Origin of the sequence: Avibacterium paragallinarum, from assembly GCF_011765605.1 — a bacterium.
GTDB classification, from domain to species: domain Bacteria; phylum Pseudomonadota; class Gammaproteobacteria; order Enterobacterales; family Pasteurellaceae; genus Avibacterium; species Avibacterium paragallinarum.
The window spans coordinates 2,012,452-2,026,539 of sequence record NZ_CP050316.1; the positions used below are offsets into that span (position 1 = coordinate 2,012,452).

General features: G+C 44.2%; 16 protein-coding genes. 6 read left to right on the top strand and 10 right to left on the bottom strand.

Annotated elements, in window-relative coordinates; translation table 11 throughout:
- Positions 1-214: 214 nt before the first annotated feature.
- The 5 genes from HBL79_RS09700 to HBL79_RS09720 form a co-directional block, all read right to left on the bottom strand.
- Positions 215-985 carry a class I SAM-dependent methyltransferase gene (locus tag HBL79_RS09700; RefSeq protein ID WP_035686279.1) on the bottom strand — a complete coding sequence of 257 codons (771 nt, stop codon included), beginning with the start codon at positions 983-985 and terminating at the stop codon, positions 215-217.
- Complete coding sequence (gene trmA, locus HBL79_RS09705; protein ID WP_035686282.1) at positions 967-2,058, bottom strand: tRNA (uridine(54)-C5)-methyltransferase TrmA; 1,092 nt, start codon at positions 2,056-2,058, stop codon at positions 967-969. Before trmA ends, HBL79_RS09700 begins: the two co-directional genes overlap by 19 nt.
- 103 nt (positions 2,059-2,161) lie before the next feature.
- Positions 2,162-2,491, bottom strand: coding sequence for a MaoP family protein (locus HBL79_RS09710; protein ID WP_017805396.1), 330 nt, complete (start codon positions 2,489-2,491; stop codon positions 2,162-2,164).
- A 73-nt stretch (positions 2,492-2,564) separates the two neighbouring features.
- Positions 2,565-3,197 carry a thiol:disulfide interchange protein DsbA gene (gene dsbA, locus HBL79_RS09715; RefSeq protein WP_035686286.1) on the bottom strand — a complete coding sequence of 211 codons (633 nt, stop codon included), beginning with the start codon at positions 3,195-3,197 and terminating at the stop codon, positions 2,565-2,567.
- Between the two features lie 11 nt (positions 3,198-3,208).
- Positions 3,209-3,475 carry a YihD family protein gene (locus HBL79_RS09720; protein ID WP_017805394.1) on the bottom strand — a complete coding sequence of 89 codons (267 nt, stop codon included), beginning with the start codon at positions 3,473-3,475 and terminating at the stop codon, positions 3,209-3,211.
- Between the two features lie 189 nt (positions 3,476-3,664).
- Here HBL79_RS09720 and mobA point away from each other — a divergent pair, with 189 nt between their 5' ends.
- Positions 3,665-4,258 carry a molybdenum cofactor guanylyltransferase MobA gene (gene mobA, locus HBL79_RS09725; protein ID WP_035686289.1) on the top strand — a complete coding sequence of 198 codons (594 nt, stop codon included), beginning with the start codon at positions 3,665-3,667 and terminating at the stop codon, positions 4,256-4,258.
- Between the two features lie 154 nt (positions 4,259-4,412).
- Here mobA and ygfZ read toward each other — a convergent pair whose 3' ends face one another.
- Complete coding sequence (gene ygfZ / locus HBL79_RS09730) at positions 4,413-5,273, bottom strand: CAF17-like 4Fe-4S cluster assembly/insertion protein YgfZ (protein ID WP_035686291.1); 861 nt, start codon at positions 5,271-5,273, stop codon at positions 4,413-4,415.
- Positions 5,270-6,133 carry a YicC/YloC family endoribonuclease gene (locus HBL79_RS09735; RefSeq protein ID WP_035686294.1) on the bottom strand — a complete coding sequence of 288 codons (864 nt, stop codon included), beginning with the start codon at positions 6,131-6,133 and terminating at the stop codon, positions 5,270-5,272. The genes ygfZ and HBL79_RS09735 overlap by 4 nt, the downstream gene beginning before the upstream one ends.
- A 113-nt stretch (positions 6,134-6,246) precedes the next feature.
- Here HBL79_RS09735 and rph point away from each other — a divergent pair, with 113 nt between their 5' ends.
- The 4 genes from rph to dusC all read left to right on the top strand — a co-directional run bounded on the left by rph (position 6,247) and on the right by dusC (position 9,573).
- Positions 6,247-6,966 carry a ribonuclease PH gene (gene rph, locus HBL79_RS09740; RefSeq protein ID WP_046097231.1) on the top strand — a complete coding sequence of 240 codons (720 nt, stop codon included), beginning with the start codon at positions 6,247-6,249 and terminating at the stop codon, positions 6,964-6,966.
- Positions 6,967-6,978: 12 nt separating this feature from the next.
- A complete protein-coding gene (gene pyrE, locus HBL79_RS09745) occupies positions 6,979-7,623 on the top strand; it encodes an orotate phosphoribosyltransferase (RefSeq protein ID WP_035686297.1) in 645 nt (214 codons plus the stop codon).
- 48 nt (positions 7,624-7,671) lie between these two features.
- Positions 7,672-8,532, top strand: a complete 861-nt coding sequence (gene djlA, locus HBL79_RS09750; protein ID WP_035686299.1) for a co-chaperone DjlA — start codon at positions 7,672-7,674, stop codon at positions 8,530-8,532.
- A 102-nt stretch (positions 8,533-8,634) separates the two neighbouring features.
- Positions 8,635-9,573: a tRNA dihydrouridine(16) synthase DusC gene (gene dusC, locus HBL79_RS09755; RefSeq protein WP_035686302.1), complete on the top strand. Its 939-nt coding sequence runs from the start codon at positions 8,635-8,637 to the stop codon at positions 9,571-9,573.
- 106 nt (positions 9,574-9,679) lie between these two features.
- On the opposite strand, the gene HBL79_RS09760 is transcribed toward dusC, so the two are convergent.
- The 3 genes from HBL79_RS09760 to HBL79_RS09770 form a co-directional block, all read right to left on the bottom strand.
- Positions 9,680-10,669: an amidohydrolase family protein gene (locus tag HBL79_RS09760; RefSeq protein WP_035686305.1), complete on the bottom strand. Its 990-nt coding sequence runs from the start codon at positions 10,667-10,669 to the stop codon at positions 9,680-9,682.
- 300 nt (positions 10,670-10,969) lie between these two features.
- Positions 10,970-12,712, bottom strand: coding sequence for a DUF3413 domain-containing protein (locus HBL79_RS09765; protein ID WP_035686307.1), 1,743 nt, complete (start codon positions 12,710-12,712; stop codon positions 10,970-10,972).
- A 4-nt stretch (positions 12,713-12,716) separates the two neighbouring features.
- On the bottom strand, positions 12,717-12,938 hold the full coding sequence (locus HBL79_RS09770; RefSeq protein WP_035686310.1) for a YejL family protein: 222 nt from the start codon (positions 12,936-12,938) through the stop codon (positions 12,717-12,719).
- Between the two features lie 116 nt (positions 12,939-13,054).
- Between HBL79_RS09770 and yejK the strand changes: the two genes are divergently transcribed.
- Positions 13,055-14,071: a nucleoid-associated protein YejK gene (gene yejK / locus HBL79_RS09775; RefSeq protein ID WP_035686313.1), complete on the top strand. Its 1,017-nt coding sequence runs from the start codon at positions 13,055-13,057 to the stop codon at positions 14,069-14,071.
- The last annotated feature ends 17 nt before the right edge of the window (positions 14,072-14,088 follow it).

Genomic DNA, 14,088 nt, shown 5'->3' on the forward strand with positions numbered 1-14,088 from the left:
CGAACTATCAAAAGAATTAAGTCTAATATATTACTTTCATTAGTCCTAATTTTTGCATTCTCTCGATTCACAGAATTGGCTTAACATCCTATATTTGGGCGTTAAGCCTCTTTTTTAACTATACAATAGCGACTTTTACCAAAATTTCATTGATTAATAGCCAGAGTAAAACTTAGTCATCACCCATTATTGTTTCTAAAAATCAATTCTATTTTTACAAAAGACTATAAATATCAAAACGATGATTTTTGGTTTCACGGCTAAAGTGCGGTGCTTTTTCGGCAAGAAATGTGGCGTAGTCAGGGCGTTTTACCACTACGCGTTTTTGGGCGATTTGTAAGGCGGGAGCGAGGAGTTGATCGGCATCTTCATCTGCACCAACCAAATGCTGGAAAATTCGCATTTCTTTTTTCACCAACGCACTTTTGGCTTTGTGTGGATACATCGGATCAAGGTAAACCACGTCAGCTTGAATGCCTTGTGGGGCTAATTCGGCGATATGAGTTTCGGGCAGGAGTTGCATATTTTGTTGCATCATTGTGCCAATTTCAGCATCTTGGTAGGCTCGCTGTAAGCCGTCTTGCAACAACAATCGCACCACAGGGTGGCGTTCCACTAAACGCACTTGGCAGCCAATTGCGGCTAGCACAAAAGCATCTCGCCCCAGCCCTGCGGTTGCGTCAATCACAGTGGGGAGATAATCTTTTTTGATACCGACCGCTTTGGCGATGGCTTCGCCTCGTCCGCCACCAAACTTACGCCGATGGGCAAGCGTGCCGCTGATAAAATCCACATAAACCGCCCCCAGCTTGGGTTCATCTAACTTGCGTAGCTCTAAACGTTCAATCCCATTTTGTTCGGTTTGTACCAATGCTAGCGGGCTTTCTGGCTGATGAACTAAGCCCTCTCGTTCACAAAGTGCGGTGAATTTTTCGGGCATTTTTGTTTCGCAGAGGAGCTGAAGGGCTATTTTCGTTGCAACCATACACCCGCCTCCATATGTTCCGTGTAAGGAAATTGATCGAATAAGGCGGAACGCTCGATGCGGTGCGTTTGGCAAAGGCTGGTGAGGTTGTTGCATAAGGTATGGGGATTGCAGGAGATATACAAAATGCGATCGTATTGTTGCACCAGTTTCACCGTGTCGGGGTCTAGCCCCGCTCGTGGCGGATCGACAAAAATCGTGTTGCATTCATACTCACGCAGATTAATCCCTTTTAAGCGATTAAATTCACGCACGCCGTTCATCGCTTGGGTAAATTCCTCCGCTGACATTCGGATAATTTGCAAATTGTCAATGTGGTTGGCTTGAATGTTAAATTGTGCTGCTGCCACAGAGGGTTTGGCGATTTCCGTTGCTAGCACGTTACGGAAATTTTGTGCCAGGGCAATGGAAAAATTGCCGTTGCCACAATAAAGCTCAAGCAGATCCCCTTGGCTGTTTTGAGTGCAATCCATCGCCCACTGTAACATTTTGCAATTCACCGCCGCATTCGGTTGGGTGAAACTGTTTTCCACTTGGCGATAGGTGTAATTTTTGCCATTGACGGGTAAAACTTCATCAACAAAATCCTGATCCAAACAAATTTTTTGTTTACTGGCTCGCCCGATCAGTTGTACATCAAAGCCTTGTTGTTGCAAGTTTTGGCGTAGTTGTTGGGCTGCTTGTTGCCATTGTTCATCAAGGGTTTTGTGATACAGCAGACTGACGATGATCTTATTGCTCAGCGTACTGAGATAGTCGATTTGAAACAGACGATGGCTAAGGGCAGGCTCAGCTTTCAGCAGAGGCAAAATTCTTTGCATCATTTGATTGATAAGCTGGCTAGCAATGGGGAAATCATCAATGCGGTAGGGCTTGCGGGTTTGCGGATCAAACATAATATGATAAAAATCCGAGCCTTGATGCCAAATGCGAAACTCTGCCCGCATTCGGTAATGCAACGTAGGGGAGTCAAACACTTCCAACGTAGGAGCGTTGAACGGAGATAGAAGTGCGGTCAGTTTTTGCTGCTTTTTTTCTAATTGCTGTGAATAATGATCGGGATTGTATTGCATAAGATTGCTGGCTCTTTTCTGTCAGAATGGCTAGTTTATTGTGTTAGCGATAAAAAATCAGGGCTTGAATATTCAAGCCCTTGTTTCGTCAAAATGTGCTGTTTTATTCGGCAGAAAAATCGTCTAAATTATCCGCACCCACCACGCCAGAGAGCGTATAAACACGTTTTGTTGCGGAAATGCGAGAACGGTATTTATCCCACGTTTTCTCGAAGAACGTTTCGGCTGGGCGTTCGCCTTTACAAAAAGCAACAAATGCCGTTTCTTCTTCGGTTGCTGGCGTGCGTTCACCAGATTCTAACGCTTTGAACGCTTGACCATATTGCTCTAACACTTGAGATTCTTTAATCGTATAATCACCGTGGCGAGCGAAACCGCGGGGATAGTTTTTATCGTCAAAAAAACGACGGGTTACACTAAAACTTTCTGCCATAATATCCTCAGTTTTCCGTATTCAAAATCGGCACGCATTAAACCAATTTTTTAGTCTTTTTGCAATGGATTTGTTACTTTTGTAGCAAGGCTTTCACCGTGTCCACATAATCCTGAATAAAGCCGTCTTGGGTGTGAGATAAGCCCTCAGGATTGATGCGATATTTGCCATTCACATAAAAATCTGGCACGCCGTGGACATCAAAACGCTGTGCCGCTTGCACTTGCTGATTATAAAGCCCTGTTACCGCAAAGCTATTAATGCCGCCGTCAAACTGCTCCGCACTCACCCCATTATCAATGAAAATTTGGCGAATATCCGCTAAACTTGGGGCATTTTGATCGCGATTTCGCACCGCACTTTGTGCCGCTTCAAATAAAGGGGCTTTCACTTTCTTTTCCACGCCTAACGCCATTGCCAAGGCCCACGCACGAGTTAAGTTTTCTGATTGAAAACCTAAGAAATTAACGTGATATTGTTTAAATTTCGTTCCTTCAGGCAAAGCATTTTCCACTTTTTCAGGAATGTGATAGTCCATTTCAAAGGCATAACAATGCGGGCAATAGAATGAGAAAAACTCAACCACCTCAGGCTGCACCGAACGCTCGGCATTTAAGGTAACATATTGTTTTCCCTCAGTTAAATCCGCCGCCTGCACATTTGCCACCGCAAAAAGAGAAACCAGTGTAAAAAGCAATTTTTTCATTGAGATAATCCTTATTTAATGATACCGCGTGCTTTTAACAACGCAGTTTTGAAATCTTCTTCGTAATCTTTTTTAATTCCCGGAATTGGCTCATTTTTATCTGTGCCATACATTTTTAAATGATAGATGATCACCTCATCGGTCAATTCCGCCACAGGTTTATCAAAGCCCGCCTCATCAGCAATTTTCTGCAAAATTTGGGTTAAGCTCAAATCAGGATCTTGCGACCAATAAGGCTGCAACAATTCCAACACTTCATTTAAACGATGACATTTCATAGCACTTCCTCACCAAGAATAACAAAAGGTTGAATGATACTTTAATTATTTTGAGAAAGGAATAAGCTGGGGTAAAAAACCATAAACTTCAATGAAAGCTGAAAATCCCTCCATTTTCACACCGCACTTTTCATTTGCTCATTTCTAGACTAACCTCGTAAAATAAACCATCATTAAGTGGAGGAAGCAATGGAAATCAGTGCGGTAATTTTAGCTGGCGGTTTGGCGAGGCGTATGGGCGGTGTGGATAAGGGGTTGCAACTTTATCAAGGCGCGCCGTTATTTTGGTATTGTTATCAACGGCTGAAAAATCAAGTGGCGGAAGTGGCTGTGAATGCCAATCGTAATCAAGCCATTTATCGACAAAGTGGCTTGCCTGTGTTTGCTGATGATTTAGTCGATTTCCAGGGCCCGCTTAGCGGTATGTTAGCGGGATTAACCCGAGCGAAAAGTGATTTGGTTTTATTTGTGCCTTGCGATTGCCCGTTCTTACCTTTAGATTTAGTGGAAAAACTGCAACAGCCCTTTTTAGACAACGAAACGCAAAATAAAAGTGCGGTGAAAAAATCCCCTATTTTTCTCACTTATGCCACAGATGGCGAACGCGAACACCCCACATTTTGCCTTGTATCCCCCTTATTAACGGAAAATTTACGCACATATTTACAAAAAGGCGAACGGCGAATGTTACAGTTTATGCGAGAAAATCACGCCATTGCGGTGGATTTCTCCACGCAAAAAAACGCCTTTCAAAATTTTAATCATCTTGAAGATCTAAAATAATAGGGATAATTGATACAGAGATCTAAAGTCAAAAACAACCGCAAAACCGCCACACTTTGTTATGTAATTGCAATACAGTTAGCGTATTTCGCTTATCAACAATTAACGACAAACCAGAAAATTGGGCATTAAGCCCAATTTTTTATCCTGCAAGTTATTCAAGCCCATAAGGCAATGGAACGGCGTTTAACAGTGTTTCACTGCCAGCCAATCTAAATTGCGTATTAGGTTCAAAATTATTATTTAACACCACTTGTAGCCATGAAATGCCGTCAAAATGCACCGCACTTAAAATAGTGCCTGTTTTACGCCAGCCGTTTTCTAACTGCATTTCAATTTCTGCGCCAAGCTGAATTTGTGCGGCGGTTTCTTCGTTCGTTTCGAGGTTGAAGGTAAACATCGCTCGTTTGTTAATACCACGATATTTCGCACGCGCCACGGTTTCTTGCCCGATATAACAGCCTTTTTGGAAGGAAATGGCTTGTTCGATACATTGTAAATTCAAGGCTTGGGGAATAAATTCATTTTGGCTTTCGGGCGATAAAATCGGGTAGCCCGCTTGAATTTCGGCAAGATCCCATTGTTCTGCAGTGCCAGTGAAAACGAGATCCTGTGCGGTTTGGTTGAGCAGAATCACACCATTTAGCGGGGCGGGAAGCGTAACAGAAAAATCCGCCGAAATTGCACCGCACTTTTGTTTATCCAATAGCCCGATCACTTGCCAATCTTGCTCTTCAAAGGCAACTTTGGAAAAGACTGCATATTTTTTCAGATTATCCAACGCAGAGGGCAATAAGGCGTGGCGGATAATCAAGTAAAACTGCTCGGCATTTTCACGCAACAGACGAAATACGCTGCTCATTTTGCCTTTTGGATCGCAATGGGCGGTGAGGGTGGATTGCCCATCAGACAGCCCGTTCACATCGCAAGTGAGCTGACCTTGCAAGAATTTTTCCGCGTCTGCCCCTTGCACAGAAATCACGCGGTATTGGTGTAAATTAATCATCATTGTTATTCCAAATTCTGAATTTGTTCACGCATTTGTTCGATAAGCACTTTAAGCTCCACCGCCGCATTGGTTACTTCAGCGTTGATGGATTTTGAGGCGAGCGTATTACTTTCGCGGTTAAGCTCTTGCATCATAAAATCCAGCTTACGCCCCACCGCACCGCCTTTGTGCAAAATGCGTTGGGTTTCTTTAACGTGCAGTTGCAAGCGATCAAGCTCTTCTGCCACATCAATGCGTTGAGCAAGTAGCACCATTTCTTGCTCGAGTCGTTGCGGATCCGCTTGTAATTGCAATTCGTCAAAACGTTGCTGCAAACGCTCCCGTTGCCATTGCAAAATCTCTGGCATTTTTGACCGCACTTTTTCGCTTTCCAGCGTAATCGCCGCTAAGCGTTGTTCGATGAGATCGTGGAGCTTTTCCCCCTCGCGACCACGCATTGCGATAAATTCCGCTAAGGCTTGCTCAAATCCCGCAAGCAACTCTTGGCTGATGCGATCGAGATCTTGCTCGGGCGTTTCCACCACACCGGGGTAACGTAACACATCGGTGAGATTAATCTCGCCCTCGCCCGCTTGCTGTTTTAACCATTGCAACGAAGCGATGACTTGCTGGGCTAAGGCTTGGTTTAAATTTAACGCTTCGCTAGTTTGTGGCTTGCCCTCAAAACGCAGGCTACATTCCACTTTGCCACGGGTTAAACGCTGGCGTAGTTTTTCACGCAAGCCATTTTCTAAGCCACGGAAAGGCTCTGGCAAGCGGAAAAAGGTTTCTAAATAACGTTGATTGACGGAGCGAATTTCCCACACCGCATTGCCCCAATCTTGTTTGATTTCATAACGGGCGAATGCCGTCATACTGTAAATCATAATTTGTCCTTATAGGCGGTAAAAATTGCCCCTATTCTACCGTTAAATTTTTCATCTGTCAGTTTGCGTGTTAGAATGAGCGACATTTTATGACTAAATCAAAGGAATCTCGAATGCGTCCAAATGATCGCCCTGTAAATCAACCGCGCCCGATTAAAATCACCCGCCACTTCACCAAATATGCCGAAGGTTCGGTGCTGGTGGAGTTCGGTGAAACCAAAGTGCTTTGCACCGCCTCTGTTGATGAGAGTGTGCCACGTTTTTTAAAAGGGCAAAATCAAGGTTGGGTAACGGCAGAATATGGAATGTTGCCACGTTCCACCCATAGCCGTATGCAGCGTGAAGCGGCGAAAGGGAAACAAGGCGGACGCACGATGGAAATTCAGCGTTTAATCGCCCGCTCTTTGCGTGCAATGGTGGATCTGAATGCCCTTGGTGAGCGTTCAATCACACTGGATTGTGATGTGATCCAAGCTGATGGCGGCACGCGGACGGCTTCTATTACTGGGGCTTGCGTTGCCTTAATTGATGCCATCAATGGATTAATGCAAAAAGGCGTGCTAAAAAACAATCCAATCAAAGGCTTAGTAGCAGCCATTTCGGTGGGCATTGTAGAGGGCGAAGCCGTGTGCGATTTGGAATATGTGGAAGACAGCAACGCCGAAACCGATATGAACGTGGTGATGACCGATGATGGCCGAATGATCGAAGTGCAAGGCACAGCAGAGGGTGAGCCATTCTCCCACGAAGAATTATTAACCCTGTTAGATCTTGCAAAACAAGGCTGTGAAGTGATCTTCAACGCGCAGCGTGAAGCCTTAGGGCAAGCATAATTGGGGGTACAAATGCAAGGCTACAAAATTGACTTTATCAAATTCGCGCTCAGCCGTGATGTGCTGAAATTTGGCGAATTCACCTTGAAATCTGGGCGCATTAGTCCTTATTTCTTTAATGCAGGTCTGTTTAACACGGGCGCAGATTTAGCCCGTTTAGGCGAATTTTATGCCGCTGCCATTCAAGCAAGTGGCTTAGATTATGACGTAATTTTTGGCCCTGCTTACAAAGGCATTCCCATTGGCACAACGCTCTCTGTGGCATTGTTCAACCAATATGGCATTGATAAGCCCGTGTGTTTTAACCGTAAAGAAGCCAAAGATCACGGCGAAGGCGGCAATTTAATTGGCAGCCCGTTGCAAGGCAAGGTGTTGTTGGTGGACGATGTGATCACCGCAGGCACAGCCATTCGCGAGGCGATGGATTTAATCGCACAAAATCAAGCCCGATTAAGTGCGGTGGTGATTGCGTTGAACCGTAAAGAGCGGGGCAAAGGCGAGCTTTCCGCCATTCAAGAAGTGGAACGCGATTATCAATGCAACGTGCTTTCCATTGTGGATTTTGATGATTTAATGCAGTTTATTGAGCAAGATCCCGCTTATCAACAATATTTGCCCGCAATGCGGGCATATCGCGAACAGTACGGCGTAGAATAAAAAACGACAAATTTTAGCACCGCACTTTGATAAAGTTTGGAGAATGAAATGACATTTATTGGAAAACTATTAGGCTTTTTTATTGGCTACCGTTTTGGTGGCTTTTTTGGTGGGCTGGTTGGAGCTTATTTAGGGCATTTGGCAGATAAAAAATTATACGAACTCGGTAGCGTGCGTTCGAGTTTTTTCCAACGCAAAGAAACCCGCCAATCGCTCTTTATGCAAACCACCTTTGCCGTACTCGGGCATTTGTCGAAATCCAAAGGTCGCGTTACGCAAGACGACATCGCCCTTGCCAACAACCTAATGAACCAAATGAATTTGGACGACAAAGGCCGCAAACTGGCACAAGAGGCGTTTAATCGCGGCAAAGATCCGAATTTCCCATTGCGTCAAGTGATCCGTGAATTTTGCACCGCCTGCGGTCAGCGTAGCGACTTATTGCGAATGTTCTTACGCATTCAGCTCCAAGCTGCCTTTGCCGATGATCATTTGCACGAAAATGAAAAAGACGTGCTGCAAGTGGTGGCGGAAGAATTGGGCTTGTCTAGCTTCCAGTTCCAACAAATTTTAATGGCAGAAATCGCCGCTCGCCAATTTAGCCGTGGTGGGTTTTATTATGAATATAACGGCTCACAACAGGGCGACTATCAGCAACAAGGAAGCTATCAGGGCGGTTATCAAAGCTCAGGCCCAACCTTGCAGGACGCTTATAATGTGCTAGGCGTGAGCGAAAATGACGACCGCACCACCGTTAAGCGAGCTTACCGCCGTTTAATGAATGAAAATCACCCCGACAAACTGGTTGCCAAAGGCTTGCCAGAAGAAATGCTTGAAATGGCGAAAGAAAAAACCCAACAAATTCAAGCTGCTTACGATTTGATTTGTAAAGCGAAAGGGTGGAAGTAAACCTTTATTTATTGCTGAATTTTTTACCGTTTCTCTCAAATAACAAAGTGCGGTGAAAAATTCAGCTTTTTTATTTTTATCAAAAGAGTGATAGTAAATAAAATGCGTGTTTTCCTAGCCCCAATGCAGGGCGTGCTTGATCCTCTTGTTCGCCAATTATTAACGGAAATCAATGATTATGATCTCTGTATCTCCGAATTTGTTCGCGTTGTAGATCAACGTCTGCCAGCCAAAACCTTTTACCGCCTCTGTCCTGAACTGCACCAAGGGGGATACACCTCCTCAGGCACGCCCGTGCGAGTGCAATTACTCGGGCAACACCCCGAATGGCTAGCAGAAAATGCCATTTTAGCCACTGAATTGGGATCGCACGGCATTGATTTTAACTGCGGTTGCCCATCAAAAACCGTCAATGGTAGCCACGGCGGTGCAGCGTTGCTCAAACAGCCCGAACTCATTTACCAAGCCACCAAAGCCTTACGCCAAGCTCTCCCGCAAAAGCAAGTGGTGAGCGTCAAAGTGCGTTTGGGCTGGGATAGCGATAATCACGCCTTTGAAATTGCGGATGCGGTGCAACAAGGTGGCGGTACGGAAATCACCATTCACGGACGCACCAAAACCGATGGCTATCGTGCAGAAAAGATCAACTGGCAGAAAATTGGTGAAATTCGTCAACGCTTAACCATTCCTGTCATCGCAAATGGTGAAATTTGGCATTGGCAAGACGTGCAAGACTGCCTTGCCATAACAGGCTGCCAAGATGTGATGATCGGGCGTGGGGCTTTAACCCTTCCCAATTTAAGCCTTGTGGTGAAATTTAATCAACAAAAATTAGACTGGGACAACGGCGTAATGCCCCTACTACACCGCTACGCCCACATTGAAAACCAACACGACACTGGCTTCTACCACATCGCCCGCACCAAACAATGGCTACAATACCTGAAAAAATCTTACCCACAAGCCACCGTACTTTTTGAGCGAATAAAAACCTGCCAAACGGCAGAGGATTTACGGGAAAGATTAGATAAAATGCGGTAGCCCTTTTGTTGATTGGCTTACAAAAATGCTTAAAAATCTCACCGCACTTTAAGTTTGATAAAATGAAAAAATCCTCCACATTTGAGAGGATTTTTATTCGCGAAATTTAAACCTCTAATCCCAACACTTTTCTTCCGTTGATGCTGGCGATATTGACCATTGCCTCTAAATCAGGGAAGCGACAACCAGCGGCGAGAAGGCTAAGTTCTTGCCACATATCACCCTCGCATAATGGCACCATATAATCGCAGATGTTGTCTGTACCGATAGCGACGGTGATGCCTTCGGGGATCATTTCATCAACGGGGGTGAGGGCATTATGAAACGGCATTAAATCTTCTTTACGGTTACTGTCGATCCACGCCATTGGGCAGGCGATCATCATCATTTTAGCTTGTCGCATTTTTTCGTAGAGGTTGTAGCGGTATTCTTTTGAGTGTGCACCAATGGAAATGCCGTGAATGGCGACAACGCATCCTTCCATTCCGTGTTCAATGGTTTTATCGCATAATTGTTCCGTTTCTTTTTCTCTTGGCGTGTTGAATTGATCCACGTGAACGTGGCACATTATGCCGAGGGATTTGGCTTTATCGAGCAGAATATCCATTGCTTCTAAACCGCGTCCATAATCCAATTCATCGCGATAAGGAAGACCGCCGATCATATCCACCATTTCTGAGCCAATATCAAACCATTTTCTTGCGGTGGGTTCTATCACGCCTTTTAGGGTTTGGTTGGCGAATTTTAAGGTGATGTCGTGTTTGTACACTTCGCGGGCTTTATGGGCGGCAATAATGGCTCGGTCTTCACAAATGGGGTCAATGTCCACAAATGTACCAAAGGCGGTTACGCCTTGCGAGATCATTAATTCAATGGCTTGGCAGAAGCGAGCATAATAGTCATCAACGGTGGAGGTGCGTTTGACTTCGTCCACTAAATCCCATTTTTGTTGTAAATTGCTGGTGTGATAGATGCCGATTTTCTCTGGCGTCATTGTGAACGCACGGTCGGCGTGTGCGTGGGAATTTACCCAACCACCTTTCTTGATAATTTCATCTCTGATGTAGGTTTTAAAGCTACGAACGTGATTACGCATAATTTTCTCCGTAATAATGAAAGCGAGGTGGACAATAGGCTAGATATGAAAAAATCCCAATAAAGTGGGATCTTGTTATTAAGAGAAAATAGCTTTGCACTCAAGCGGTGAGCGTCTTGATTGGTGTGTTGTGTAATGTTATGAAAAATTCGCAGATTTTTACTTAATAACATTCTATCTTGTCCAGATTAATTTGAATGATAAAACAGGCGAGATGCCTTTGCTGGGGCGATAGTATAAGCGGTTCAATAATAAAAATATAATCGGTTTTAACTATTGGTTATGATTTTTTGTTGCCTTTTATTTTTCAAAAAAGGAGCGTTCTCTGCTGAACACCTCAAGGAAAAGCCCGATCGGAGGCGTGTTAGACGCGGCTTTTTGATAAGTGCGGTCATATTTTTGATAGTTTCCGCGACGATCTATGTGGTATTGTGTTCCATCGTTTGTAATGATGACATTCCAGCGATAATTTCCTGCTTGCACCCAATTTCGGCGTGCTATTGAGCTAAATAAATCTTGCCCTTGTGCATAATCAGAAACAGGATTTTGCACCGCGAAAAGATGGGTCATTAAGGCTGGCACAATATCCGTGTGGCTGGTGAGTTTTTCCACATTGCCTTTTTCTAGCCCTTGCCACGCGATAATCAGTGGCACGCGGATTTCCTCTGGGGCGAAATAATTGGCTTGCTGTTTTTCGCTCAAATCCGTGAAATGATAGCCTTGCTCAGCGGTGAGTAAAATTAAGGTATTTTCGCGATTCACTTGGCTTAGCACGTCATCAAGTAGTTGGTCTAACACATTCAGCTGCAAGGCATAGGCGGTTTGGTCTAACCCTTGCGGTATGACAAGGCTCAAATAGCTGAAATAAGGACGCGAATTGTGCTTCGCATACCATTGCGACCATTGTTGCACTGCCGTTTGATTGTTGCTCGCTTTGCGGTTGAGTTTCTCTTGATGAAATACGCTTTGGTTTAATAAACTCTCCTTAAAGCCATCGCTAGCAAACAGGGCAAATTGGTAAGGCGTTGGCTGATTTTTTAGGGTTTCAATCAACACTGGCGAGGTTTTATTATTCAGTAAGCTGTCGGTATAGTTCGCCGTTAGCCCGTAAAATAGCCCCGTCAGCCCCGCATTATTGTTATTCCCCGTGCTGTAATGGTTGAGATATTGCGTGGCTTGCTGTGCAAAAGCGTTGAGCTTCGGCATATTTTCTGCACTCACTGCGTCATAACGTAACCCTGACACGGTAATCAGCAAAATATTGCTTGGCTGATGTGATGTAAAATGCAAGGGGGATTTCGGATAATCCATTTCCAACGCTTCAGGGCGACCGTCTTGGGCGAGGGCTTGGCTATATTGCTCTTTATCCAAAAAACCGTGTTTTTCGAGGAATGAGCGTGCGGTCATCGGGTACGACAGCGGGAAATTGGATTTCTGCATTGTGATCGGGCGATAGATAAAGGCATCTGCCCAAGCATAAATTAAATGAGTAGCAATAAAGGTGCAAACAAAGAATACGCCCACGCCTTTGAGCCATTTTTGTCGTTCAAGACTGCGCAATTTTTCCCACGACCAACGAGAAAACAGCATTTGAATCAACAGAATAATCGGCATTGGCACGAAGAACAGTTGCCAGTTGCGCGAAAGCTCACCATTATCAGGATTGACCAATAAATTCCACACAAGTGAAGAAAGGTGAAAATTAAAGCGCGCAAAAACTTCGGTATCGACTAATAATAAGGTTGCCCCGATGGTGGTGAGAATCACACTCAGCCCGCGAAAAGTGCGGTTGTTTTTTACGATAAAACTGAGCGGGAAAATAATCAGCAAATACAGGGCAAAAACGATAAAACTAAAATGCCCCAATAGGCTAACGAAAAAATACAATTTGCCGAAAAGGGTATCGGGCCAGTCGATCAAAAAGGCATAACGCCCGCCGATCACAATCGCCCAAAGGATATTAAAAAAAGCAAACCAATGTCCCCACGCAATTTTGCGGGAGGTTTGTTCACGGTATTGTTTGCTTGTTTTAATCCCAAACATTTGACTATTTTTTCTCTTTTAAAGAATTCATTAACGCATCAGAAAAAGCTTGTGCAAGGGCGATACGTTGCTGCTGCCCCATATTATTTTTGAGGACATTGGTTACCATATTGCCCAGCACCACTAAGGACAAATCCACTGGCGTTTGATGTTTTTCAAACACCGCGATGAGTTCATTCAATAAAGTATCGACTTGTTTATCTTGAAATTTTGATTGTTTCGCCATAATCGTTTTTGCTGAAGTCCATATTTCAGACGAGAATAATTTTGCGTATCCTAGCATATTTTTAGCAAAAGTGCGGTTATAATATTGCACAATTTTTTATAAAGACGGATTTAAAAATGAGTATTACAGTTAAGCAAATTGTTTTACACCAACTGGTTAAACACCAACAGGAAGATGCCGTTCAGCTTGATGTGCAACTGCGTGATAACCTCCTGCCAATTACCCCTGAAGTGGAGCAAATGATGTTGCATTTGCATCAAGGCTATCAGAATAAGGCTAAGGCTTACGGCATTTTTCAACAAGGCTCGGTTTTCGCACAAGATCTTAACCGTTTATTGGAAAATGAAACGGATTTCCTGCCATTTAGCCACCAATCTGCCAAATTATTAGCCACCGAATTAAGCAAATATGCCTTCGCCGACAGCGGGACATTCGTGTTATGTCAATACAACTTTCTTGCCACCGACTATCTATTTATCGCCTTGCTCGATAGCCGAGCCAGTATGTTAGTGGACGAAAATCTAGAAATTCACCGCACCCAATATTTAGATTTAACCCAATTCGACATCGCCGCACGCATTAACCTCACCGAATTGCAACTTGACGCAAAATCTAACCGCTATTTAACCTTTATTAAAGGTAAAGTGGGGCGAAAAATTGGCGACTTTTTTATGGATTTCCTTGGTGCGGAAGAGGGCTTAAACCCGCAAGTGCAAAACCAATGTTTATTACAGGCGGTGAGTGATTATTGCGAACAAGGCTCGCTCAATACCGAACAATCACAAGCGGTTAAAAAACAGGTGTTTGAATACTGCAAAGGGCAAATCAATGCGGGGGAAGAAATTGAATTGCGGGAACTTTCCGACAGTTTGCCTACTCTAAACGAACAGTCTTTCGCTGAATTTACCCATACGCAAGATTATGGTTTAGAAGAACATATCCCACCGGTGCGTTCCACCTTAAAAGGCTTAACCAAATTTTCAGGCTCAGGCAAAGGGGTAACAATCAGCTTTGACGCAGAACTCATTAACCAACGCGTGATTTGGGACGAAATGGGCGACACCCTCACCATTAAAGGCCTGCCGCCTAATTTACGCGATCAATTACAGCGTTGGCTGAAAGACCAGAATTAATTTGGCAATCTCATTAA